This is a genomic window from Isoptericola sp. NPDC057559 (genome assembly GCF_042801555.1).
In the GTDB taxonomy this organism is placed as follows: domain Bacteria; phylum Actinomycetota; class Actinomycetes; order Actinomycetales; family Cellulomonadaceae; genus Isoptericola.
In genome coordinates, this window is the sequence record NZ_JBHVFQ010000005.1 from 42,904 (window position 1) to 65,826 (window position 22,923).

The 22,923-nt window shown below is 76.6% G+C and carries 20 protein-coding genes; 10 read left to right on the forward strand and 10 right to left on the reverse strand.

All coding sequences use genetic code 11. From position 1 onward, the window contains the following. Positions 1-47: 47 nt before the first annotated feature. Positions 48-914, forward strand: coding sequence for a hypothetical protein (locus tag ACFU5J_RS07270; protein WP_430578265.1), 867 nt, complete (start codon positions 48-50; stop codon positions 912-914). A 91-nt stretch (positions 915-1,005) separates the two neighbouring features. Here ACFU5J_RS07270 and ACFU5J_RS07275 read toward each other — a convergent pair whose 3' ends face one another. Both ACFU5J_RS07275 and ACFU5J_RS07280 read right to left on the reverse strand, forming a co-directional pair. Further along, positions 1,006-2,565 carry an aminopeptidase P family protein gene (locus ACFU5J_RS07275; RefSeq protein ID WP_430578266.1) on the reverse strand — a complete coding sequence of 520 codons (1,560 nt, stop codon included), beginning with the start codon at positions 2,563-2,565 and terminating at the stop codon, positions 1,006-1,008. A gap of 78 nt (positions 2,566-2,643) precedes the next feature. After that, the gene (locus ACFU5J_RS07280; RefSeq protein ID WP_430578267.1) at positions 2,644-3,477 is read right to left on the reverse strand and encodes an alpha/beta fold hydrolase; all 834 of its coding nucleotides are present in this window, start codon (positions 3,475-3,477) and stop codon (positions 2,644-2,646) included. A 175-nt stretch (positions 3,478-3,652) separates the two neighbouring features. Between ACFU5J_RS07280 and ACFU5J_RS07285 the strand changes: the two genes are divergently transcribed. The 4 genes from ACFU5J_RS07285 (at position 3,653) to ACFU5J_RS07300 (ending at position 7,108) form a co-directional block, all read left to right on the forward strand. Then, complete coding sequence (locus ACFU5J_RS07285) at positions 3,653-4,516, forward strand: PHP domain-containing protein (RefSeq protein WP_430578268.1); 864 nt, start codon at positions 3,653-3,655, stop codon at positions 4,514-4,516. Then, positions 4,513-5,154, forward strand: a complete 642-nt coding sequence (locus tag ACFU5J_RS07290; protein ID WP_430574766.1) for a MarC family protein — start codon at positions 4,513-4,515, stop codon at positions 5,152-5,154. The genes ACFU5J_RS07285 and ACFU5J_RS07290 overlap by 4 nt, the downstream gene beginning before the upstream one ends. A gap of 62 nt (positions 5,155-5,216) precedes the next feature. Next, positions 5,217-5,924 (forward strand): FadR/GntR family transcriptional regulator, encoded by a 708-nt coding sequence (locus tag ACFU5J_RS07295; RefSeq protein ID WP_430578269.1) that lies wholly within the window; start codon positions 5,217-5,219, stop codon positions 5,922-5,924. Further along, positions 5,921-7,108 carry a CynX/NimT family MFS transporter gene (locus tag ACFU5J_RS07300; protein WP_430578270.1) on the forward strand — a complete coding sequence of 396 codons (1,188 nt, stop codon included), beginning with the start codon at positions 5,921-5,923 and terminating at the stop codon, positions 7,106-7,108. Before ACFU5J_RS07295 ends, ACFU5J_RS07300 begins: the two co-directional genes overlap by 4 nt. A 10-nt stretch (positions 7,109-7,118) precedes the next feature. On the opposite strand, the gene ACFU5J_RS07305 is transcribed toward ACFU5J_RS07300, so the two are convergent. Then, positions 7,119-7,448, reverse strand: coding sequence for a DUF1905 domain-containing protein (locus ACFU5J_RS07305; protein WP_430578271.1), 330 nt, complete (start codon positions 7,446-7,448; stop codon positions 7,119-7,121). 72 nt (positions 7,449-7,520) lie between these two features. Beyond that, complete coding sequence (locus tag ACFU5J_RS07310) at positions 7,521-9,173, reverse strand: DEAD/DEAH box helicase (RefSeq protein ID WP_430578272.1); 1,653 nt, start codon at positions 9,171-9,173, stop codon at positions 7,521-7,523. A 293-nt stretch (positions 9,174-9,466) separates the two neighbouring features. On the opposite strand from ACFU5J_RS07310, the gene ACFU5J_RS07315 reads away from it, so the two are divergent. After that, positions 9,467-10,129 carry a ferritin-like fold-containing protein gene (locus ACFU5J_RS07315; RefSeq protein WP_430578273.1) on the forward strand — a complete coding sequence of 221 codons (663 nt, stop codon included), beginning with the start codon at positions 9,467-9,469 and terminating at the stop codon, positions 10,127-10,129. A gap of 41 nt (positions 10,130-10,170) precedes the next feature. Here ACFU5J_RS07315 and ACFU5J_RS07320 read toward each other — a convergent pair whose 3' ends face one another. Continuing rightward, complete coding sequence (locus ACFU5J_RS07320) at positions 10,171-10,395, reverse strand: DUF3107 domain-containing protein (RefSeq protein WP_430574772.1); 225 nt, start codon at positions 10,393-10,395, stop codon at positions 10,171-10,173. Between the two features lie 204 nt (positions 10,396-10,599). Between ACFU5J_RS07320 and ACFU5J_RS07325 the strand changes: the two genes are divergently transcribed. Both ACFU5J_RS07325 and ACFU5J_RS07330 read left to right on the forward strand, forming a co-directional pair. After that, positions 10,600-14,010, forward strand: coding sequence for a PD-(D/E)XK nuclease family protein (locus tag ACFU5J_RS07325; RefSeq protein ID WP_430578274.1), 3,411 nt, complete (start codon positions 10,600-10,602; stop codon positions 14,008-14,010). After that, positions 14,007-17,681 (forward strand): ATP-dependent DNA helicase, encoded by a 3,675-nt coding sequence (locus tag ACFU5J_RS07330; RefSeq protein ID WP_430578275.1) that lies wholly within the window; start codon positions 14,007-14,009, stop codon positions 17,679-17,681. The genes ACFU5J_RS07325 and ACFU5J_RS07330 overlap by 4 nt, the downstream gene beginning before the upstream one ends. On the opposite strand, the gene cynS is transcribed toward ACFU5J_RS07330, so the two are convergent. The 3 genes from cynS to ACFU5J_RS07345 all read right to left on the reverse strand — a co-directional run bounded on the left by cynS (position 17,669) and on the right by ACFU5J_RS07345 (position 20,125). Further along, complete coding sequence (cynS, locus tag ACFU5J_RS07335) at positions 17,669-18,118, reverse strand: cyanase (RefSeq protein WP_430578276.1); 450 nt, start codon at positions 18,116-18,118, stop codon at positions 17,669-17,671. The two genes, ACFU5J_RS07330 and cynS, sit on opposite strands and share 13 nt — an antisense overlap. Positions 18,119-18,163: 45 nt before the next feature. Continuing rightward, complete coding sequence (locus ACFU5J_RS07340) at positions 18,164-19,024, reverse strand: formate/nitrite transporter family protein (protein WP_430578277.1); 861 nt, start codon at positions 19,022-19,024, stop codon at positions 18,164-18,166. Between the two features lie 177 nt (positions 19,025-19,201). Further along, positions 19,202-20,125: a macrolide 2'-phosphotransferase gene (locus ACFU5J_RS07345; RefSeq protein ID WP_430574777.1), complete on the reverse strand. Its 924-nt coding sequence runs from the start codon at positions 20,123-20,125 to the stop codon at positions 19,202-19,204. Between the two features lie 97 nt (positions 20,126-20,222). Here ACFU5J_RS07345 and nudC point away from each other — a divergent pair, with 97 nt between their 5' ends. Further along, a complete protein-coding gene (gene nudC, locus ACFU5J_RS07350; protein ID WP_430578278.1) occupies positions 20,223-21,227 on the forward strand; it encodes an NAD(+) diphosphatase in 1,005 nt (334 codons plus the stop codon). 28 nt (positions 21,228-21,255) lie between these two features. Here the strand turns inward: nudC and ACFU5J_RS07355 are convergent, their stop codons facing one another. Continuing rightward, positions 21,256-21,723 (reverse strand): DUF2000 family protein, encoded by a 468-nt coding sequence (locus ACFU5J_RS07355; protein ID WP_430578279.1) that lies wholly within the window; start codon positions 21,721-21,723, stop codon positions 21,256-21,258. 49 nt (positions 21,724-21,772) lie between these two features. Here ACFU5J_RS07355 and ACFU5J_RS07360 point away from each other — a divergent pair, with 49 nt between their 5' ends. Then, on the forward strand, positions 21,773-22,651 hold the full coding sequence (locus ACFU5J_RS07360) for an AraC family transcriptional regulator (RefSeq protein WP_430578280.1): 879 nt from the start codon (positions 21,773-21,775) through the stop codon (positions 22,649-22,651). Here ACFU5J_RS07360 and ACFU5J_RS07365 read toward each other — a convergent pair. Then, a complete protein-coding gene (locus ACFU5J_RS07365; protein WP_430574781.1) occupies positions 22,629-22,898 on the reverse strand; it encodes a mycoredoxin in 270 nt (89 codons plus the stop codon). The genes ACFU5J_RS07360 and ACFU5J_RS07365 overlap by 23 nt on opposite strands. Between the last annotated feature and the right edge of the window lie 25 nt (positions 22,899-22,923).

The following is a 22,923-nucleotide window of genomic DNA, read 5'->3' on the forward strand; positions in this document are numbered from 1 at the left end:
ACAGGCCCGGACTGGGAAGGGCGCTCGCGGCCGGCACCGTGGAACGCGTGCGGCACGGTGGGTATCGCACGGTCGGCGGGTGCGCGGACCAGGGCAGCGACCCGCACGCCGCCGAGCGGAGGCTGGCCGTCGACCATGTGCGGGCGGTCCACCGGCAGCTGGTCGCACCGCACGTCTTCAGCCACGAGTCCGCAGCTCTGCTCTGGGGGTGCGCGCTGTGGCGGGCCCCCGCCCGCACGCACGTCGTCCAGGGCTACCGGGCCTCCGGTCGCGCCGCCGCCGACGTGGCCAGGCACAGGACCCCGGTGCCCGCCGACCAGCACGCCGAGATCGACGGGATGCCGGTCACCAGCCTGGAGCGCACCGTCGTCGACTGCGCGCTGACCATGCCGCCCCTGGACGCGCTGGTCGTCGCGGACTCGGCCCTGCGCCACGGGCTCGACCTCGGGGAGGCGCGCGCGATCCTCGCCGGGAGCCGGGCGCGCAACGGCCGGCGTCGCGCGACGTGGGTGCTGGAGCACGCCGACGCAGGTGCGCAGTCCCCGTGGGAGACCTGGCTCCGCTACGTCTGCCTCCGGGCCGGGATGCCCAGGCCCGCGACGCAGGTCCCGGTGCCGACGCGACTCGGAGAGATGCACTGCGACATCGGATGGCCCGAGTGGGGCCTGTTGGCGGAGTTCGACGGGCGGAGCAAGTACCGCGACGGAGCCCTGGGTGCGGCACACGACGGCACGACCGAGCTGCTGCGGGAGAAGCGGCGGTACGAGGCGATCCGAGAGGCGGGCCACGACCCGGTCCGGGTCCTGGCCGTCGGCGGGGCGGGCGTCGACCAGGTCGTGCAGCGGCTCGCGGCGCGGTTCCCTCCCGACGTGCGGCGCACCTTTCGGGTCAACCCCATGCTGCCGCCGCCGTGAGCGAACGGGCCCATGCCGTCAGGTCGGTCATCCGTACTCGGATCGGCACACATGTGTACCGATCCGAGTACGAAGTGCCGACCTGACAGGGTCAGCCGCGCAGGCGCGCCATCCAGGCCTCGACGTCCTCGGGGCGGCGGGGGAGGGCGGCGGACAGGTTCTCGTTGCCGTCCTCGGTGACGAGGACGTCGTCCTCGATGCGCACGCCGATGCCGCGGTACTCCTCGGGCACGGCGAGGTCGTCGGCCTTGAAGTACAGGCCGGGCTCGATGGTGAAGACCATGCCCGGCTCGAGCACCCCGTCCAGGTAGAGCTCACGACGCGCCTGGGCGCAGTCGTGCACGTCCAGGCCGAGGTGGTGGCTGGTGCCGTGCACCATCCAGCGGCGGTGCTGCTGGCCCTCGGGGGAGAGGGACACCTCGGCGGTGACGCCGTCGGGCAGCAGGCCCCACTCCTCGAGGCGGGCGGCGATGACCTCCATCGCGGCGGCGTGGATGTCGCGGAACTTCGTCCCCGGCCGCGCGACGGCGAACGCGGCGTCGGCGGCGTCCAGCACGGCGGTGTAGATGCGGCGCTGCACGTCGGTGAACTCGCCGTCCACGGGCAGGGTGCGCGTGACGTCGGCGGTGTAGAGGGAGTCGACCTCGACGCCGGCGTCCAGCAGCACGAGCTCGCCGGAGCGGACGACGCCGTCGTTGGTGATCCAGTGCAGGGTGGTGGCGTGCTCGCCGGCGGCGGCGATGGTCTCGTAGCCGACGGTGTTGCCCTCGAGGCGGGCGTGCGCGTCGAACGTCGTCTCGATGACGCGCTCGCCGCGGCGGTGCGCGACGGCCTTCGGCAGCGCCGGCACGACCTGCTCGAAGCCCTCGATGGTGCGGGCCACGGCCTCGCGCAGGTGCTCCAGCTCGAGGTCGTCCTTGACGAGGCGCAGCGCGGAGGTGGCCTCGACGAGCTGCTCGTCCTCGGCCTCCGCCTCGACGCCGGCCTCCTCGCGGATGGCCTCGACGAGCGCCTCGATGCCCTCGTCGGAGCCGGTCACGACGAGCACGCGCACGCCGTCGGCGCCGACGTCCTTGGCGAGCGCGTCGCGCAGCTCGTCGACGTGGCGGGCCTCGACGCCGGTGAGCGTCGTGACGTCGTCCAGCGACGGCCGGGCGCCCACCCAGAACTCGCCGTACCGGGAGTCGGCGTAGAACTCCTCGGTGTCGCGCGCGGCGAGCGGGCGGACGTACAGCACGGCGTGGTGGTGGGTGCCGTTGCCGTTGCCGTCGGGGTCGCCCTCGCCGTCGGCCACCGGGTGCAGCACGAGCACGGCGTCGGGCTCCTGGTCGGTGCCGAGGCCGGTGAGGTGCGCGAACGCGGAGTGCGGCCGGAACCGGTAGTCGGTGTCGTTGGAGCGCACCTTGAGCGGGCCGGCGGGGACCACGAGCCGCGCGCCGGGGAAGCTCGCGGACAGCTTGGCGCGGCGCTCCGCCGTGTACGGCACGGCCTCGCCGGGCTCGACGCCGAGGTCGGCGCGCTCGCCCCACTGCGAGGTGATGAACGACTTGAACGCCTCCGAGGCGGGGCGCTGTGAACGGTTGCTTCCGCGGTCCTCGGTGCCGGGCTGGGCGCCGGGCGCGGACTCGTCGACGGGGGTGGTGTCGGTCATGGATCCAGTGTCCCACCCGCGGCGGGCCGCGCGGCGCGGGTCCGCCGTCCGTCGCGACGCCGTCCGGGACGGCCCTGGTCAGGCGCGCGCGAAGTCGTGCAGGGCGCGGGTGAGGACGCGGTTGAACGCCTCGGGGGCGTCCGAGTTCACGTCGTGACCGGCGTCGGGCACGACGACGAGGGCGCCGCGGTCGGCGGCGGCGACGTGCCGCGACTCCTCGAGCCGCATCCGGTCGCGGGCGCCGTTGACGAACCACACGGGGACGCTCAGGGCCCGCGTGCTCGCCAGGGACGACCGGCCGGCGAGGTGGGTGAGGGCGTCGGTGACGATGTCCCAGCCGGGGCGCGGCACGCCGCCGGCGTCGCCCAGCAGGTCCGCGACCTCCGTGCCGCCGGCGCGCGAGGCGCCACCGGTCAGCGCGGAGCGCCAGGCCAGCGAGGCGTCGCGCAGGCCGCGGCGCACGGCCGTGGTGCCGGTGACGGCGAGGCGCGCGACGTCGCGGAAGAGGGCGACGGGCTTGCCCTTCGGGTCCGAGGTGCAGCCCGCGGCGACGACGCCTGCCAGCTGCGGGGCGCTGGCGACGGTGGCCTGGTGCGCCGCCCAGGCGAGCGACGTGTACCCGCCGAGCGAGAGCCCCACGACGACGACCGGGGTCCCCGCGTCGAAGGACCCGGCGGCCTCGTCCAGCACCTCGAACGCGCGCGGCATGGAGAACCGCTCGTGGTGCCGCACGCCGTGGGCCGGCAGGTCGACGGCGACGGCGTCGTGCCCGGCGTCGCGCACGTGCTCCAGCTGGCGCTCCCAGATCGACGACGACGTGCGCATGCCGTGCACGAAGACGATCCCGGTGGGGCCGGGGGTGCGGGCGGTCAGGGCGGGGGGAGTCGCGACGTCGGCGCTGGGAAGATCCATCGCGACGATCGTGCCCTGCCCGTTCGGGCGAGCCGGGGGCGGCTGCGGCGGGCGCGGTGGAGAGGTTGTGTCGTCGCCTTCACGCGTCCGGGCGGCGCGGGAGTGGCCGACGTCGCACCCCGGCGGGCCCCGGATCGGGGGTGCCGGCCCGTCGCGCTCCTTAGAATCGGTGATCGTGACGCCGCCCCGGATCGACCTCCACACGCACTCGCGGGCCTCCGACGGCACGGACTCCCCGCGGGGGGTGCTCGAGGCGGCGGCCGCGGCGGGGCTGGACGTCGTCGCGCTGACCGACCACGACACCACGGCGGGCTGGGCCGAGGCCGCGGAGGCCGTCGCCGTGACGGGCGTGGCGCTGGTGCGCGGCACCGAGATCTCCACGCGCGTGCGGACGGAGGGCGGGAGCATCAGCGTGCACCTGCTCTCCTACCTGCACGCCCCGGACGACGAGGTGCTCCGCGCCGAGTGCGACCGCACCCGCACCGACCGGCTCTCGCGCGCCCGCCGGATGACGGACCTGCTCGCCGAGGACTTCCCGGTGACGTGGGACGACGTCGTCGCGCAGACGGGCGACGGCGCCACCGTGGGCCGTCCGCACCTCGCGGACGCGCTCGTCGCGGCGGGTGTGGTCGGGTCGCGCGACGAGGCGTTCGCGACCGTCCTGCACCCGGGCGCCCGCTACTACGTGCCGCACTACGCCCCCGACACGGTGGACGCCGTGCGGGCGGTGCTGGGCGCCGGCGGCGTGCCCGTGATGGCCCACCCGGGCGCGGGGGCGCGCGGCCGGACGGTGAGCGAGGCGACGATCGCCGACCTCGCCGCCGCCGGCCTGGCGGGGCTCGAGGTGGACCACCGGGACCACGACGCCGAGGCCCGCGACCGGCTGCGCGGCCTGACGGCGGAGCTGGGGCTGCTGGCCACGGGCTCCAGCGACTACCACGGCACCGGAAAGCTCAACCGCATCGGGGAGAACACCACCGCTCCCGAGGTGCTCGCACAGATCGAGGAAAGAGGTCGGCTGGACGTGATCCGCCCGTGAGCCACGTGCTGGACACCGCGCTGTTCACCGAGGTGTTCGTCACCCTGTTCGTCATCATGGATCCGCCCGGCACGGTCCCGGTCTTCCTGGGCCTGACGTCCGCGATGGGCGCGAAGCAGCGCAACCGCGCCGCCCGCCAGGCGATCCTCGTCGCGTTCGGCGTCATCGTCGTCTTCGCCCTGTTCGGTCAGCAGGTGCTGCACTACATGGGCATCTCGCTGCCGGCGCTGCAGGCGTCCGGCGGCCTGCTGCTCCTGTTCGTCGCGATGGAGCTGCTGACCGGCAAGATGGAGGAGCCCACCCCGTCGGGCAACAAGGGCGTCAACGTGGCGATGGTGCCTCTCGGCACGCCGCTGTTGGCGGGGCCGGGGGCGATCGTCGCGACGATGGTCTTCGTCCAGCAGACGCGGATGTCGGACTCCGGCGGCGTGCCCCAGCTCGTCGCCATCGCGGTGGCGATCGTGCTGGTGCACGTCTGCCTGTACCTGTCGATGCGGTTCGCGAACGTCATCCACCGGGTGCTCAAGGACTCCGGCGTCACGCTGGTGACGCGGATCGCGGGCCTGCTCCTGGCGGCGATCGCCGTGCAGCAGATCGCGACGGCGGTCACCGAGTTCGTCCGCATGGCGCAGGCGTAGCCCGGGCGGCCCCGTCCCGGCCGGGGCCAAGGTGGGCAAACATGGGATGTTAGGCTCTTTCGGTGCCTGAACCCGACGCCACCCCGATCTCCCCGCCCCGCAAGGTGTCCGAGCTCGTCGTCGAGCACCTGACCGACCTCGTCGAGCGCGGCGAGTGGCCGGTCGGCTCACGGATCCCCGCCGAGCCGGAGCTCGTTCGCCGGCTCGGCGTCGGGCGCAACACCGTGCGCGAGGCCGTGCGCGCCCTCGAGCACGCGGGCATCCTCGAGCCGCGCCGCGGCGACGGCACCTACGTGCGCGCCGCCAGCGGGCTCGACGCCGCCATCGGGCGCCGGGCCCGCACCTCGGACGCGCTGCAGGTGCTCGACGTGCGCTCTGTCCTCGAGCGCGGGGCCGCCCGGATCGCGGCGTCGCGCCGCGACGACGGCGCCCTGGCCGCGCTGCGGGGCGCGCTCGCCGCCCAGGAGGAGGCAGCACGCGGCGGCGACGAGCAGGCGTTCCGCGCGGCCGACGTCGCGTTCCACTCGGAGCTGGTCCGGTCCGCCGGGAACGACCTGCTCGCCGAGCTCTACGAGGGGATCGACCACGTGCTGGTCCGCACCCTCGCCACGGACGCGCACGGGCGCCACCACCGGGACGTGCCCGGTCATCGCGAGGTGGTCGAGGCCGTCGCCGCCGGGGACGTCGACGCCGCCGAGCGGGCCGTCGAGACCACGATGGCCGCGGTCCGCACGCACCTGGTCGACCGGTCGGCGGGTGAGGACGCATGAGCCTCCGTCGTCCGCTCGGCGCGGGGGCCGTCCTCGCCATCGTCCTCGCCGCGCTCAACCTGCGGCCGGGCGTCGTCGCCGTCTCCCCGCTGCTGGGCGAGATCCTCGCGGAGGAGGGCCTCAGCGCCACCGCCGGCGGCGTCCTCACGACGCTCCCCGTGCTGTGCTTCGGCCTCCTCGCCCCGGTGGCGCCGCTGCTGGCCCGCCGCGTCGGCCTGGAGCGCGCGCTGTTCGGCAGCCTCCTGCTGCTCTGCGCCGGCTTCGCGGTGCGCCTCGTGCCCGGCCTCGGCGCCCTGCTGGTCGGCACGCTCGCCGTCGGCTGCGCGATCGGGCTCGGGAACGTGCTGCTCCCGGCGCTGATCAAGCGCGACTTCGCCGACCGCGTGGGGCTCATGACCGGGCTCTACTCGATGGCGCTGTCGGGCGGGGCCGCGCTCGCCGCCGGCCTCACCGTGCCGCTGGCCACCGCCACCGGGATGGACTGGCGCGCGACGCTGGCCTCCTGGGGGCTGCTCGCCGTCGTCGGCGCGGCGGTCTGGGCACCGCGGGCGCTGCGCGGGAGCCGTTCGGTCGCGCCGCTGCGCCCCGTCGGCGCGACCGCCGCCGACGCCGTGCGGTCCGTCTGGCGCAGCCCGCTGGCCTGGGCGGTCACGGTCCTCATGGGCACGCAGTCGCTGTCGTTCTACGCGGTGAACGCCTGGCTCCCGGAGATCTTCGTCGCGTCCGGCCGGAGCGTCGCGGTGGGCGGCTGGCTGCTCGCGCTGACCAACCTGCTGGGCATCGTCGGGTCGTTCGTCGCGCCGGTGCTCGCCGGGCGGATGCGCCGGCAGCGGGCGATCGGCGTCGTCATCGTCGCGCTCATCACCACGGGCCTGCTGGGCCTGATCCTGGCGCCGGAGGTCGCGGTGCTGTGGGTGGTGCTGCTGGGCCTGGGGCAGGGCGGCGGCATCGCGCTGGCGCTCACCCTCATGGCGCTGCGCACCGAGAACGCGACGCGCACCTCGGAGCTCTCGGGCATGGCGCAGAGCGCCGGCTACGTCCTCGCGGCCTGCGGCCCGCTCGGCCTGGGCGTCGCCCACGACGCCACGGGCTCCTGGACCCTGCCGCTGGTGCTGCTCGTCGGGGCGTCGCTCGTGCAGGGCGTCGCGGCCTGGTTCGCGGGGCGGGACGAGATCGTCCGCTGAGCCCGCGTGCTCAGAGCCCGACCGGTTCGAGCGTGACCCGCACGGTGGAGCCCGGCTCGAGCCCCTCGGCCACGCGCACCGCCTTCTTCATCGGCAGCACGTAGCCCTTCTGCTCGTCGCTGGGGAACACCGACGTCGACCACGTGGTGGCGCCGACGGTCACGGTCACCTTGATCGACCCGAAGCCGCGCGGCGGCAGGGGCAGCTCGGCGAGCGTGTCGGACTCGTCGGGCGGCACGGTGACGAACCACCACGAGTCGGTCCGCACCTGCCACTGCCACAGCGGTGCCGAGAACGTCAGGCGCTGGCCTCCCCCTTCCGGCGCCCCCCGGAATGCCATCGCGGGTGCTCACCTGACCCACACCCCCGGGGTGTGAGGATCAGGTCAGCACGCTCGATGCGTCCCTGCTGGTCAGCCCTCGGCGGGGGCCTGCGGGGCGGCGGAGCCGCCGCCCTCGACCGGGCGGCCGCCGCGGGTGCGGCGCCGGTTGCGGCTGCGGCTGCGGCCCTGGCCGCCCTCGCGCTGCTCGCCCCGCCCGGCGGAGCCCTCGGTGGCGTCGGACGACGCGGCGTCCGAGCGCTGGCCGGACCGCGAGCCGGACCGGGAACCGCCGTGCCCGCCGCGCGAGCCTCCGTCGCGGCGACCGCCGTCGCGGCCCCCGTCACGACCGTGCGACGCGCCCGAGCCGGTGCGCTTGCCCGTCTCGCCGAGGTCCTCGAGCTCCTCGGCGTCCAGGCCGGCGAGCTGCTGCTTGTCCTTCGGCAGGCGGCCCTTCGTGCCCTCGGGGATGCCGAGGTCGGAGAACAGGTGCGGGGAGCTCGAGTACGTCTCGACGGGCTCCGGGAAGCCGAGGTCGAGCGTGCGGTCGATGAGCTGCCAGCGGGGGACGTCGTCCCAGTCGACGAACGTCACCGCGGTGCCCTGCTTGCCCGCGCGGCCGGTGCGGCCGATGCGGTGCAGGTAGGTGCGCTCGTCCTCGGGGCACTGGTAGTTGACGACGTGCGTCACGTCGTCGACGTCGATGCCGCGCGCGGCGACGTCCGTCGCGACGAGGACGTCGATGTGGCCGTGACGGAACGCGCGCAGCGCCTGCTCGCGGGCGCCCTGGCCGAGGTCGCCGTGGATGGCGCCGGCGGCGAACCCGCGGTCGCGCAGCTCGTCCGAGACCTTCGCGGCCGTGCGCTTGGTGCGCGCGAACACGATGGTGCGGCCGCGGCCCTCCGCCTGCAGCAGGCGGGCGAGCACCTCGACCTTGTCCAGCGCGTGGGCGCGGTAGACCACCTGGCGGGTGTTCTTCACGGTCGCGCCGTCGTCGTCCGGCTCGGCGGCACGGATGTGCGTCGGCTGCGACATGTAGCGGCGGGCCATCGAGACGACCGGGCCGGGCATCGTCGCGCTGAACAGCATGGTGTGCCGCACGGCGGGCGTGCGGGACAGGATCTTCTCGACGTCGGGCAGGAAGCCGAGGTCGAGCATCTCGTCGGCCTCGTCCAGCACGACGGTGGCCGCACGGGTGAGGTTGAGGTGGCCCTGGTTCAGCAGGTCGACCATGCGGCCGGGCGTGCCGACGACGACCTCGACGCCCTGGTTGAGCATCTCGATCTGCGGCTCGTACGCGCGGCCGCCGTAGATCTGCGCGATCCGCACGGACCGCTTCTTCGACGCGGTGGCGAGGTCGTTCGCGACCTGGACCGCGAGCTCGCGCGTCGGCGCGACGACGAGCGCCTGCGGCTTGCCGGGGGCCGGCAGCTCGTCGTAGCCGGGCTCGCCCGGCGCGACGACGCGGTGCAGCAGCGGCACGCCGAAGCCGAGGGTCTTGCCCGTACCGGTCTTGGCCTGGCCGATGATGTCGTGCCCCTGCAGCGCCACCGGCAGCGTCATCGCCTGGATGGGGAAGGGGTGGGTGATGCCGGCCTCGCGCAGCGCCTCGACGATCTCGGGGCGCACCCCGAAGTCGGCGAACGAGACGTCCTGCGCCTGGATGGCGGCGGGGGTGGAGTAGTCGGGCTCGCCGGCGGCGGGAGCCGTGGCGGCCGCGGTGGCGGCGGGTTCGGTCGTGGTCACGGGTACCTTCGTCTGCTCGTCGGCGCGCGCGAACCGGGCTCCCGGACGGGCCGGAGGGCCGCCGACGGGCCGCACTGTTCGGGTCGCAAGGAGCGCCGAGGTGGTCGGCAGCCGATCGTGGAAGAACGTCGCTCAGGCCTCACGGGGGTCCGTGGGCCGCTGCGGTCGAGTCAATGCGTGACGACCGGGCAACCGAAGTACGCCCCCCATGGTACGCGACGGCGGCCTCCTGCGGCGTGGCGTGGCGCGGGACACGCCGTGGCGCCTCGCGCCCGCGCACCTATCCTGGGCCGGTGAACGAGCAGCGGAGCGCCCCCGACCCGACCCTCACGACGCTGGTGGGGCTGGCCGGCTACACGGAGCTGGCGGCGTTCGGGCTGCTGGCGAGCCGCTCGGTGGACGCGCCCGACCTCGCCACCCGCCAGACCCTGGCGACGGCGGCCGGCGAGGCGCTCGGCCGGCAGGCGCGGCTGCTCGCCCTGGTCGACGGCGAGCCCGCCGCGGCCATGGCGCCCTTCGACGGCGCGCTCGCCGACTTCGACGCCCGCACCGCGCCCTCCTCCTGGGCGGAGGGGCTGCTCAAGGGCGTCGTCGGTCTCGGCGTCGCCCAGGACCTGTGCCGCGAGCTCGCGGGCGGCCTGCCGGGCGGGCGTGGCGACTTCGTGCGGGCGGTCGGCGAGCCGCGGCCCGACGACGCCGCCACCGCGGTGCTCGCGGGGGCGGCGTCGTCGGACGGCGTGCTCGCGGCGCGCCTCGCGCTCTGGGGCCGTCGCGTGGTGGGCGAGGCGCTCGGCCTCGTGCCCGTGCTGCTGGCGGCGCACCCGCCGCTGGCCGCGCTCGCGGCCGGGGCCCGGGAGGCGTCGTCCGACGGCGGGGCGTCCGCGCAGGCGTGGCTGGTGTCGCGGCTCACCGCGGAGCACACCCGGCGCATGGACCGGATGGGCCTCGCGGCCTGACCGCTCCCGCGGGCGGGGCCCCGAGGGGCCCGCCCTGGGCGTCAGAGCGCGCCGAACCCGACCTTGCGCTGCTCCTCGGCGCCGAGCTCCACGTACCCGATGGTCGCAGTGGGCACCAGGATGGTGCGGCCGCGCGAGTCGGTGAGCTCGAGGACGCCGTCGTCGGCGATCGCCGAGCGCACCGCGGCGGTCACGTCGTCCGCCGTCCCGTCGGTCTCGATGACCAGCTCGCGGGCCAGGTTCTGCACACCGATCGTGATCTCCACGTTGTCTCCTTCGCGAGCCGCGCCGGCCGTGCCGGCGCGCGTCTGTCGGCCGTATCTCTGCCCGGTCTCCCGGACGTCCGGATCGATCCTAGTCACGGCGGCGCCCCGGGAAGGCCCAGCCGGGCCTTTGTCAGCGGAGGGTGAAACCGGCGGCACCGCCGGGCGCGCGCCGGGGTGTCGGTGGGGCGTGGTCGAATCGGTGCCGTGACGTCAGCGCCCCTCCTCGCCCCGCGGCTCGTGCCGCCGGCGCCCGCCGACGTCCCCGAGGCCGACGTCGTGCTCGACGCCACGCAGGAGGCCGCCGTCGGCGCCGCCCTCGAGAACCCCGTGACGCTCGTCGTCGGCGCGCCCGGCACGGGCCGGACCACGGTGGCCACGGCGGTCGCGGTGCGGGCGCTCGGGTCCGGCGACGAGCCCGACGGTGACGCCGCGCCCCTCGACCCGTCGCGCGTCCTGGTGCTGGCGGCGTCCCGCCGGTCGGCCGCCCGGCTGCGCGACCGCGTCACGGCGCGCGCGGGCCGCACGGTCGGCGCGCCGATGGTGCGCACGGCCGCGTCCGCCGCGTTCGCGGTGCTGCGGACGCGCGCCGCGGCGCACGGGGAGCCGGCCCCCACGCTGGTCTCCGGGCCGGAGCAGGACCTCGTGCTCGCCGAGCTGCTCGAGGGCCACCTCTCGGGCGAGGGCACGGACCTCGACCTGCCCGCCGGGCTGCCCGAGGACTCCCTGGGCCTGCGCGGGCTGCGGCAGGAGCTGCGCGACCTGCTGATGCGTGCCGCCGAGCGGGGCCTCGGGCCCGTGGACCTCGACGAGCTGGGGCGCCGGCACGACCGCCCCGAGTGGGAGCTCGCCGCGCAGCTGTACGAGGAGTACCTGGACGTCACGACGCTGCGGCTGGGCACGCCGGACGCGGGTGCGCGGTACGACCCGGCCGGGGTGATCGACGAGGCCGCGCACGCGCTCGCGGGCTGGGACGACGAGCTGCCGGACGTGCCGCGCCCCACCTGGGACCTCGTGGTGGTCGACGACTACCAGGAGGCGACGGTCGCCACCGCACGCCTGCTGCACGTGCTGCACGGGGCGGGGGCCCGTCTCGTCCTGCTCGCCGACCCGGACTCCGCGGTGCAGGGCTTCCGCGGCGCGTCGCCCGGCCTGGTCGGCCGCGCGGCCGCCCCCGCTCGGGCGGGCGTGGTCGGGGCGTTCGACGCGCGCACCGTCGTCCTCGGCACGGCGTGGCGCCAGCCCGACGAGCTGCGCGCGGTGACCCGCGCCGTCACGGCGCGCATCGCCACCGTCTCCGGCGCCCTGCACCGCGGCGCGACCGCGCGCCCGGACGACGAGGAGGCCGAGGAGCGTCCCGCCGACGGGCCCGCGGCCGCCGAGCAGGCGGCGGCCCGGGAGGCGGAACCGCCGGGCGTGCAGGTCGCCGTGCTGGCCGGCCCGGCGCAGGAGGCCGCGTACGTGGCGCGCGAGCTGCGGGCCGAGCACCTGCTGCACGGGACGCCGTGGGAGCGGATGGCGGTCGTGGCGCGCAGCGGCGACCGCCTGGCCTCGCTCCGTCGTGACCTCGTCGCGGCGTCGGTGCCCGTCGCGCTGCTCGGCTCGGACCTGCCGCTCCGCGACGAGCCCGCCGCGTCGCCCCTGCTGGCCGCGCTGCGCGTGTGCGCGGCCGGGGGCGGGGTCGAGCGGCTGATCGCGGACGAGCTGGGGGAGCCGGGCGTCGGCTCCGCGCTGGATCCCGAGACGGCGGCGCTCCTGCTCACGTCGCCCGTCGGCGGGCTCGACGCCGTGGCCCTGCGCCGGCTGCGGCGCGCGCTGCGGGCGGAGGAGCTGTCGGGCGGCGGCGGTCGGTCGTCGGACGCGCTGGTCGTCGAGCTGCTCGACGACCAGGCCCGCGCCGAGACCCTCCCGTCCGTCGTCCGCCGCGGCCCCGTGGCGGTCGCCCGGGTGCTCGCCGCGGGGCGCGCGGCGGCCGCGGAACCGGGGGCGACGGCGCAGACCGTGCTGTGGGCGGTGTGGGCGGCCACGGGTCTCGCGGACCGGTGGCGCGACACGGCCCTCGCGGGCGGGTCCGCCGGCGCGCGCGCCGACCGCGACCTCGACGCCGTCCTCGCGCTGTTCCGTGCGGCCGAGACCTACGTGGACCGCATGCCGGGCGCCCCGGTGGCGGCCTTCGTCGACTACCTCGCCTCGCAGGACCTCCCGGCCGACTCGCTCGCGGCGTCGGCCACCGGCGCCCGCGCCGTCGAGGCGCTCACCCCGGCGGGCGCGGCGGGCCGCGAGTGGGACGTCGTCGTCGTGGTGGGCGTCCAGGACGGCGTGTGGCCGGACCTGCGGCTGCGCGACTCGCTGCTCGGGTCGCAGGCCCTGGTCGAGCTGCTCGCGGGGCGGTCCGACGACGCGCACGGGATGGGCCCCGAGGCCCGCCGCCAGGTGCTCGCCGACGAGCTGCGCGCGTTCGCCGTGGCGACCTCCCGCGCGCGGCGCCGGCTCGTCGTGACGGCCGTGGAGGACGCCGAGGACGCGCCGTCGGTGTTCCTCGACCTCGTCGCGCCGCCCGACGACGACGCCGGTGCCGACGGCCCCGACCCGCGGCGCGTCACCGTGGGCCCGCCGCTCGACCTGCGTGGCGTGGTGGCGGAGGCGCGCGCGACGCTGGTCCGCGCGGCCGGGGCCGACGCCGACCGGCCCGTCGACGTCTCCGAGGGCTCCGAGGGCTCCGAGGGCCCCGCCCCCGACGGGCCGGCGGGCGTGGCGGCCGCGCTGCTCGCCGACCTCGCGGGCACGGGGATCGCGGAGGCCGACCCGCGCACCTGGTACGGCGTCGCCGCGACGTCGAGCGACGCGCCCCTGTGGGGGCCGCGGGACGAGGTGACCGTCTCGCCGTCGAAGGTCGAGACGGTGAGCACGTGCGCGCTGAAGTGGGCGTTCGAGTCGGCGGGCGCGACCGCGCCCGACGCCACCCACCAGACCCTCGGCACCCTGGTCCACGCGATCGCGGAGGACCTCCCGAAGGCCTCGCTCACGGCGCTGCGCGCCGAGCTGGACCGCCGCTGGCCGGAGCTCGCGCTGCCCGAGGGCTGGCCCTCCCGTCAGTTGCGCCGGCGGGCCGAGCAGATGATCGAGCGGCTCGCGGCGTACTACGCCGGGGCGGGCGACCCGCTGCTGGTGGAGCCCGACTTCGACCTCACCGTGGGCCGGGCCCGCCTGCGGGGCAAGATCGACCGCGTCGAGGACGCGGGCGAGGACGGCGTGACGGTCGCGGACCTCAAGACCGGCCGGACCGCGCCCGCGCGCGCCAAGGCCACGGAGCACCCGCAGCTCGGCGCCTACCAGCTGGCGGTGTCCGAGGGCGCGCTCGACCTGCCGCCGGGCACGCCCAGCGCCGGCGCCCGCCTGGTGTACGTCGGGACGCCGACCGTGGCCCCCACGCTGCGCGACCAGCCCGCCCTGACGGTCGAGGCCGACGGGTCGAGCTGGGCCCGCGCGCTGGTCGAGAGCGCCGCCGACACGATGGCGTCGGCGCGCTTCACCGCGCACGAGAACGACCTGTGCCCCATGTGCCCGGTGCGCCGGTCGTGCCCCGTGCAGCCCGAGGGAAGGAACGTCGTCGGATGACCGACCGCAGCACCGGGCCGGCCGCCCCGGACCCCGACGACCTCCCCGGCGAGGGCCTGTTCGACGACGGGCTGTTCGACGACGCGTGGGTCGCCCTGGGCGAGCCCGCCCGCGAGACGGAGCTGGGCTTCCCGGAGCTGGCGTCCGGCGCCGCGAGCGCGGCCTCGCCCGACGCGGTGCTGTTCGACGACGCGGCGCTGGTCGGCGGCGCGCCCGCGGGGGCGGCGTCGCGCGACGACGCCCCGACGACGCCCCGCCTCTCGGCCCGGGAGATCGCCGAGCTGCTCGGCCGCCCCGCGCCCACGGACGAGCAGGTGGCGGTGATCGAGGCGCCGCTCGACCCGGTGCTGGTCGTCGCCGGGGCCGGCTCGGGCAAGACGGAGACGATGGCGGCCCGCGTGGTGTGGCTCATCGCCAACGACCTCGTCGCGCCCGAGGAGGTGCTCGGCCTCACCTTCACCCGCAAGGCGGCGGCCGAGCTGACCCAGCGCGTGCAGTCCCGCCTCGCGCAGCTCGCCCGGGCGCAGGGACGGGCCACCTCGGGGCTCGACCTGCTCGCGCGGCCCACCGTCGCGACCTACAACGCGTACGCCGCGTCGCTGGTCGCGGACCACGGGCTGCGGCTCGGCATCGAGCCCGGGTCGCGGCTGCTGGGCGAGGCCAACCAGTGGCAGCTCGCGGCGCAGGTCGTGGAGTCGTGGGCGGACGACCTCGGCACCGACCGCGCGGTGAGCACCGTCGTGGGGGCCGTGCTGTCGCTGTCCGGCGAGCTGGGGGAGCACCTGGTGCCCGTGGACGTCGCGCGCGACGCCCTCGCGGACGTCGTCGCCCGGCTGGACGCGCTGCCGCTCGGGCCGCGGCAGAAGAAGCGCACCAAGGAGATCCAGGGCCTCGTCGACTCGGTGGCGGAGCGCGGCCGGCTGCTCGACCTCGTGGCGGAGTACCGCCGCCGCAAGCGCGTCGCGGACGCCCTCGACTTCGGCGACCAGATCGCGTTCGCCGCCGAGCTCGCGCGGTCCGTGCCGGCGGTCGGGGCCACGGAGCGCGCGCGCTACCCGGTGGTGCTGCTGGACGAGTACCAGGACACGTCGTACGCCCAGGTCGAGCTGCTGGCGGGGCTGTTCGGCGGCGGCCACGCCGTCACCGCCGTCGGCGACCCGCACCAGTCGATCTACGGCTGGCGCGGGGCGTCCGCCTCGGGCCTGGCGCGCTTCCCCGACCGGTTCCGCACCCGGGGCGGGGCGCCCGCGGTGGTGCGGTACCTCAGCACGTCGTGGCGCAACGACGCGGCGGTGCTCGCCGCCGCGAACGTCGCGGCCGGGCCCCTGCGCGAGCGGGCGCGGCACACGGGCACGGGCGTGGACGTGCCGCCGCTGGACCTGCGCCCCGCCGCGGGCACCGGCACGGTGCGGGCGCACGTCGCGGCCACGAGCGAGGAGGAGGCCGAGGCGGCGGCCGAGTTCGTCGCGGCGCGCTGGCGTCGCGCCACCCGCCGCGACGGGTCCGACCGCGTGACGGCCGCCGTGCTGTGCCGGGCGCGGTCGCAGTTCGCCGCGGTCGAGGTGGCGCTGCGGCGCCGCGGGCTGCCGGTGGAGGTCGTGGGCCTCGGCGGCCTGCTGACCACGCCGGAGGTGGTGGACGTCGTCGCGCTGCTGGAGGCCGTGCACGACCCGTCGCGCGGCGACTCCCTGCTGCGGCTGCTCACCGGCCCGCGCGTGAGCCTCGGCGCGGCGGACCTGCACGCGCTCGGCTCGTGGGCGTCCGACCTGGCGCGGGCCGACGGCGCGCGGCCGGGTGCCGCCCGCGGGGAGCCCGACGGCACGGACGGCGACGCCCCGGTCGTGATCGAGGGCGACGTGGTCGACCACCGGTCGATCGTCGACGCGCTCGACGACCTGCCCGCCCCCGGGCGGCCCGCGCGCGACGGCCGGGTGCTGTCGGCGGCCGGGCACGGCCGGCTGACGGCGCTGGCGCGCCTGCTGCGCGAGCTGCGCGGCCTGACCTACCTGTCGCTGCCCGAGCTCGTGGTCGCGGCGGAGCGGGCCCTGGGGCTCGACGTCGAGGTCGCGACCGCGCAGGTCCTGGCGGACACGCTCGCGCCGGGGGCGCAGGCCGGGCCCGGCGCCCCCGGGGTCCTCGGGGCCGCCGCGGCGGGCGTCAGCCTGCGCGGCCGCGAGCACCTCGACGCGTTCCGCGACGTGGCGGCAAGCTTCGCGCAGTCGGCGGACGTGGCGACGCTGGGCGCGTTCCTCGCGTGGCTCGGGGTCGCGGGCGACCAGGAGCGTGGGCTCGACATGCCGGTCCGCGAGCCCGACCCGGACGCGGTGCAGGTCATCACCGCGCACGCGGCCAAGGGCCTGGAGTGGGACGTCGTCGCGGTGCCCGGGCTGGTGGACGGCGTGTTCCCGAGCCAGGCGGAGTCGTCGCAGGGCCGGCTCGACGGCGGCTGGCTCACCGATGTGTCGTCCCTGCCCTACCACCTGCGGGGCGACGCCCCGGACCTGCCGGAGTTCACGTGGGCGGAGGCCTCGGACACCAAGGACCTCGCCGCCCGCCGCGACCAGTTCCGCGCGGACTGCGGCGCGCACCGCCTGGCCGAGGAGCGCCGGCTGGCGTACGTCGCGTTCACCCGCGCGCGCCGGGAGCTCTTCCTCACCGCGCACTGGTGGGGCACGGGCAGCTCGCCGCGGCGCGTCTCGCCCTTCCTCGAGGAGCTGGTCGTCTCGGGGGTCGTGGACGCGAGCGGCTGGGCGGACCAGCCCGACCCGGCGGCCGGCAACCCGCGCGACGCGGTGGAGCACGCCGCCCCGTGGCCCGCGCCGGAGGACGGCGCGGAGCCCTCGGCGGACGGTACGGCGGACGAGGCTCCCGGCCCGACGCCGCGCGACCTGCTGCGGCTGACGGCCGCCCGGGTGGAGGCGGCCCGCGCGGCGGGCGGGGGCGCGGCGACGGGCGTGCTGCGCGACGCGTCCGGCCGGGACCTCGTGGTCCTGGCCCGCACGCTGCTCACGGAGCGGGGGGAGCGGGCGTCGCGCGAGGTGGAGATGCCGGCGCACGTCTCGGCGTCGGGCCTGGTCCGCCTCGCGGGCGACCGGGACGGGTTCGCGCTCCAGCTGCGCCGCCCGGTGCCGCAGGAGCCCACGGTGCACGCGCGCCGCGGCACCAACTTCCACGAGTGGGTGGAGCGGTTCTTCACGTCGTCGTCGCTGGTCGACGTCGACGACCTGCCCGGAGCGGAGGACGGCGAGATCGCGCCCGACGTCGACCTCGAGACGCTGCGGCAGCGGTTCCTGGACTCGCCGTGGGCGGCACGCGCCCCCCTCGCCGTCGAGGTCGACGTGGAGACGCCGGTCGCGGGGGTGATGCTGCGCAGCCGGATCGACGCCGTGTTCGCGGACCCCGAGGCCGCGCCGCCGGCCGACGGCGCGGCGCCCGCGGTCGTCGTCGTGGACTGGAAGACCGGCCACGAGCCGCGCGACGCGGAGGCCCGTTCGGCCCGCGAGGTGCAGCTCGCGGTCTACCGACTGGCCTGGTCGCGGTACACCGGGCTGCCGGTGGACCGGGTGTCCGCCGCGTTCGTCTACGTCGCGAGCGGCACCACCGTGCGCCCGCGCCGGCTGCTCGACGAGGCGGAGCTGGAGGCGCTGGTGCGCGGGGATCACCAGCGGTAGTCGAGGAACTTCCCGTCGAGGGTCACGACCACCCGGTCGCCGTCCGGGTGCGGGCGACGCGCGATGTCCACCTGGAAGTTGATGGCGGACATGATGCCGTCGCCGAACTCCTCGTGGATGAGCTCCTTGAGCGCGGGCCCGTACACGGCCAGCGCCTCGGTGAACCGGTAGATCGTCGGGTCGGTGAGCACGGCCTCGTCGCGCAGGCGGTACGGCTGCAGCCGCAGCGCCTCGGCGACGTCCTCGCCGAGGCCGAGCAGCGCGCAGGCGGCGGACGCCTGGTCGGCGCTCATCGGGTGGTTGCCCAGCAGCGCGGCCGTCGTCCAGACGAGCGGGGTGCCGAGGGCGTCGGCGATCTCCTGCCAGGTCAGTCCGGAGCGGATGCGGGCGGTGACGACCTGCTCGGCGGCGGCGGCCTTCGTCATGATCGGGTCCACGGGTGTCCTTCGTTCGGGATGACGGGTCGGTGGGGAGCGGGCCGGTCAGCCGACCGGCGTGGCCACGCGGTCCTCGGTGACGGCCTCGACGGGCACGGGGCGGCGGCGCTCGGGCCGGGTGCGGTAGTGCGTGAGGTACAGGGGCAGGCCGACGAAGGTCAGGCCGCCGACGAGGTTCCCGAGCACGGTGGGGATCTCGTTCCAGACGAGGTAGTCCATGACCGTGAAGTCGCCGCCGAGCAGGAGGCCGGAGGGGAACAGGAACATGTTCACCACGGAGTGCTCGAAGCCCAGGTAGAAGAACAGGAACACGGGCATCCACATCACGACGGCCTTGCTGATCGTGTCCTTCGACATGAGGAAGGCGACGACGCCGGTGGAGACCATCCAGTTGCACAGGACGCCGCGCACGAACAGCGTGAGCATGCCGGCGGCGCCGTGGTCGGCGTACCCGACGGTGCGCCCCTCGCCGATGTGGCCGATCGCCTGGCCCACCTCGTTGGGGGCCACCGAGAACCCGTAGGTGAACGTGATCGCCATGAGCACGGCGACGGTGAACGCGCCGGCGAAGTTGCCGCAGAACACGAGGCCCCAGTTGCGCCACATGCCGCCCCAGGTGGCGCCGGGCCGGCGGGCGATGACCGCGAACGGCACCAGCGTGAACACGCCCGTGAGCAGGTCGAAGCCCATGAGGTACAGCATGATGAAGCCGATCGGGAAGAACACCGCCCCGAGCAGCGGGTTGCCGGTGTTCGTCGAGATGGTCACCGCCATCGCGGCGGCGAGCGCGAGGATCGCCCCGCCCATGAAGGAGCGGATGAGGGTGTCCCGGGTGGACATGAACAGCTTCTTCTCGCCCGTGGCGATCATCTGCGAGACGAAGTCCTGGGGCATGACGTACGACATGGCGGACCCTTCGGCCAGAGTGGTGGCGCTTGCGTGCCGCCGAGTCTGTCCGCCGCAGGTTGTCGCCAGGTCGCGGGCGCGTTGAGGTCGTGTTTCGCCTGGCGGGGGTGCGTCATGCCGAGGTTTCGCCCACCTCGCAGCGCGGCCGGCCGGCGCGTGAGGCGGCCGGGGCAGCGGTCAGGCGGGGGCGTCCTCGCGCGTCGCCTCGTCGAGGTCGGCCAGCATCGCCTCGGCGTCGGCGACGACGTCGGGCAGGTCGCGGCGGACGCCGTGCAGCAGCCACCGGGCGAGGGCCAGCTCGCCCACGAGCAGGGCGCGGTCGACGAGCCGCGCGTCGTGCAGCTCGGTGCGGCGCAGCTGGTACGCCTCCATGATCGAGTCGACGGCGTCCGGCGGGGCGGCGACGAGCAGCCAGGCGAGGTCGTCGGCGGGGTCCGCCACGCGGGCGTCGGACCAGCCGCTGATCGCGGTGACCCGCCCGCCGGTGACGAGCATCTGGTCGGTGGCGAGGTCGCCGTGCACGACGACGGGCTGGAAGCGCCACAGCGCCACGTCCTCGAGCGCCGCCTCCCAGCGGCGCAGCAGCGTGGGCGGCACGAGGCCGGTCGCGGCGGCCTCGTCGAGCTCCACGAGCCGGCGCTCGCGGTACTCGGCCGCGGTGTACGACGGGAGCCCGCACGACTCGACGACGGACGCCGGCAGCTCGTGCACCGCGGCGAGGGTACGGCCGAGGTCGGCGGCGAGGCCGGGGCCGGGGCGCAGCGACTCGAGGTCGAGGGCGGTCCCCGTCACGTGCCGGTGGACGACGGCCCGCCCGCCCTCGGGCAGCAGGGCGAAGCCGGCCACCTGCGGCACCGTGAACGGCAGCACGCCCGCGTCGACGTAGAGGTGCAGCGCCTCCAGCAGCTCGGTCTCCGCCTCCAGGGCGGCGCCGGCCATCGTGGTGCGGGGCGCGCGCACGAGCCAGTCGACGCCGTCGTCGGCGGTGACGACGGCGACGTCGTAGTCGCCGGGCAGCTCCTCGGGGCGGACCGAGCGGGCGTCCAGGCCCGGGACGGCGGCCGTCGCGAGGGCGGCGAGGGCGAGCGGGCTGCGTGGCACCAGCCCACCGTAGACGCTGGCGGGGCCCGCCCGGGAGCACCGCGGCGCGCGTGTCCGCCGACGTCCCGCGCGGGCGCCCGGCGGGTACGGTCGGGGCGTGACGGCTCCCTTCCCGCTCCCGGACCTCAGCTACACCCGCGCCACCCACGACCGCGCCTCCGAGCGTCGCGGCGAGCCGGGGCTGGTGCCCGGGCTGCTCGCCGACCCGGCCTCGCGGGTGCTGCTCGTGCTGCGCGGCCGCGTGGCCGTCGACGACGCGGGCGACGTCCTGCTGGTCGACCCGGCGGCGGTGGCGGGGCTGCCCGCCGAGGCGGACCGGGGCGACCGCCCCGACGGGCACGTGCCGGGCCACCGGTGGCTGTTCCTGGGCGTGGAGGACGGCGCCGGGCTGCTCGCCCTCGTGCTGCCGGACGAGGCGGACGCGGACGCGGTCGGGATCGAGGGCGTGTCCCCGGCGTCGCCCGCCACACGGCTGGCGCGCGAGCACGCGTGGGCGGGGCTGCGCGAGGTCGGCGGACGGCGCCGGGACGGGCTCGCGTCCGAGGCTGTCGCGCTGGCCGCCTGGCACGCGTCGCACGAGCGGTGCCCGCGCTGCGGGGAGCCGACCGTCGTCGAGCAGGCGGGCTGGGTGCGCCGGTGCCCGGCGCAGGACGTCGAGGTCTACCCGCGCACCGACCCTGCCGTGATCATGACGGTGGTGGACGACGCCGACCGCCTGCTGCTGGGGCACGCCGCGCACTGGCCGGCGGGCCGGTTCTCGACGCTCGCGGGCTACGTGGAGCCGGGGGAGGGCCTCGAGCAGGCGGTGCGCCGCGAGGTGGCGGAGGAGACGTCGGTCGTGATCGGCGACGGCCCGGGCGACGTGCTGTACCGCGGGAGCCAGCCGTGGCCCTTCCCGGCGTCGCTCATGCTGGGCTTCCGCGCACGGGCCGTCACGACCGACGTGCGCGTGGACGGGGCCGAGGTGACCGACGCGCGGTGGTTCACGCGCGAGGAGCTGGCCGCGGGCGTGCGCGCCGGGGAGGTGGGCCTCCCCGGGCGCCCGTCGATCGCCCGCGCCCTCGTCGAGGAGTGGTACGGGGGCGAGCTGCCCGTCCCGTGACGGCCGGCCGGGTCGGCGAGGGAGGCGCTCAGGGGTGCATGCGCGCGCCCTTGACCGTCTTGTCGACGGCGTTCCGCGGGCCGTAGACCGCGAGCCCGACCAGGTCCAGGCGGTCGGCCGGCACCGCCCGCACGGCCGCGCGGTTCGCGGCGTCGTGGCCGGTGGCGAACAGGTCCCCGGTGAAGACCGCCCGCACGAGGGACCTCGACACCGCGCGGGCGTGCGCGGAGGCGAGCAGCCCCGCGGAGCCCTCGAAGACGAGGACGGGCTGCCGGAACATCGGCAGGTACGCGGTGCCGTCGGCGTCCGCGTACGGCTCGCCGACGACCTCGGGCGCGCGGGTGCCGAGCCCGCTGACGAGGAAGGCCGTGACGTTCAGGCGCTGCCAGGTCGCGAGGTCGTCGCGCAGCACGACGGCGATCTTGGTGTCGAAGCGGACGGCGGCGGTCGGGTCGTCGGTCGAGGGGGCGGTGCCGGGTGCGGTGAGCGTGGTCATGCCCCGATGCTCGCGCCGGGCGCGGGGCGCGGTCTTGTACGTTCTTGGCATGACCCCCAGCCGGCCCGGTGGCGGCCCGACGAGCTCGGTGCGTGCCTGGCGGCCCCGGGTCCCGGGGGTCGCCGAGGTGCTGCACGCGCGCTTCGCGCAGCACGCGTACCCGATGCACGTGCACGACGCGTGGACGCTGCTGGTGGTCGACGACGGCGCCGTGCGCTACGAGCTCGGCCGGCGTGAGCACGGCACCCCGCGGGACACGGTGACGCTGCTGCCGCCCCAGGTGCCGCACAACGGTGCGCCGGCCTCGCGGGAGGGCTTCCGCAAGCGCGTGGTCTACCTGGACGGGACCTGGCTCGACCCCGGCCTCGTCGGGGCCGCCGTCGACGCCCCCGACCTGGTCGACGCCCCGCTGCGACGGCGCGTGGGCCTCCTGCACGACGCGCTGGCGCGCCCCGGGGACGAGCTGGAGGCGGAGAGCCGGCTGGCCCTCGTGGCCGAGCGGCTGCACGCCCGGCTGCGCCCGGGCGGCGCGGGCGAGAGCGCCGCGGCGCCGCCGCCGCGGGGGCTGGCGGCAGACCTGCGCGACCTGCTCGACGAGCGCCTCGTCGAGGGGGTCGCGCTCGGGGCCGCGGGCGCGCTGCTCGGTGCGCACCCGACCCACCTGGTCCGTGCGTTCTCGCGGCGCTTCGGCATCCCGCCCCACCAGTACCTGGTGACGCGCCGCGTCGACCGGGCGCGCGGGCTGCTGCTCGACGGCCGGCCGCCGGCGGAGGCGGCCGCGGCCGCGGGGTTCGCCGACCAGGCGCACCTCACGCGGCACTTCCGGCGGGTGCTGGGCACCACGCCGGCGCGGTTCGCGGCGTCGGGACGGCCCGCGGCGGGGCCGCCCGTGCCGCGCCGCCCGGTCAGGCGGCCAGCCGGGACCTGACGTCGAGCAGCGACGGGTTGGTCGCGGCGGTGCCGTCCGGGAAGACGACGGTGGGCACGGTGCGGTTGCCCCCGTTGACCTGCTCCACGAACGCCGCGGTCTCCGGCTGGTCCTCGATGTCGACCACCGTGTAGCCGATGCCCTCGGAGTCCAGCTGGGTGCGCAGGCGGCGGCAGTAGCCGCACCACGCGGTCGAGTACATCGTGACGGTGCCCGGCTCGGGGAGCTGCGGCGCGGCGTCGGTCATCGGGGTCCTCCTGTGCTGGTCCGGC

Bases quoted from the DNA above. Each gene is read 5' to 3' on its own strand.
- ACFU5J_RS07275 (WP_430578266.1), bottom strand. From the start codon at position 2,565: ATGACCGACACCACCCCCGTCGACGAGTCCGCGCCCGGCGCCCAGCCC.
- ACFU5J_RS07280 (WP_430578267.1), bottom strand. From the start codon at position 3,477: ATGGATCTTCCCAGCGCCGACGTCGCGACTCCCCCCGCCCTGACCGCC.
- ACFU5J_RS07300 (WP_430578270.1), top strand. From the start codon at position 5,921: ATGAGCCTCCGTCGTCCGCTCGGCGCGGGGGCCGTCCTCGCCATCGTC.
- ACFU5J_RS07305 (WP_430578271.1), bottom strand. From the start codon at position 7,448: ATGGCATTCCGGGGGGCGCCGGAAGGGGGAGGCCAGCGCCTGACGTTC.
- ACFU5J_RS07330 (WP_430578275.1), top strand. From the start codon at position 14,007: ATGACCGACCGCAGCACCGGGCCGGCCGCCCCGGACCCCGACGACCTC.
- ACFU5J_RS07340 (WP_430578277.1), bottom strand. From the start codon at position 19,024: ATGTCGTACGTCATGCCCCAGGACTTCGTCTCGCAGATGATCGCCACG.
- ACFU5J_RS07355 (WP_430578279.1), bottom strand. From the start codon at position 21,723: ATGACCACGCTCACCGCACCCGGCACCGCCCCCTCGACCGACGACCCG.
- ACFU5J_RS07360 (WP_430578280.1), top strand. From the start codon at position 21,773: ATGACCCCCAGCCGGCCCGGTGGCGGCCCGACGAGCTCGGTGCGTGCC.
- ACFU5J_RS07365 (WP_430574781.1), bottom strand. From the start codon at position 22,898: ATGACCGACGCCGCGCCGCAGCTCCCCGAGCCGGGCACCGTCACGATG.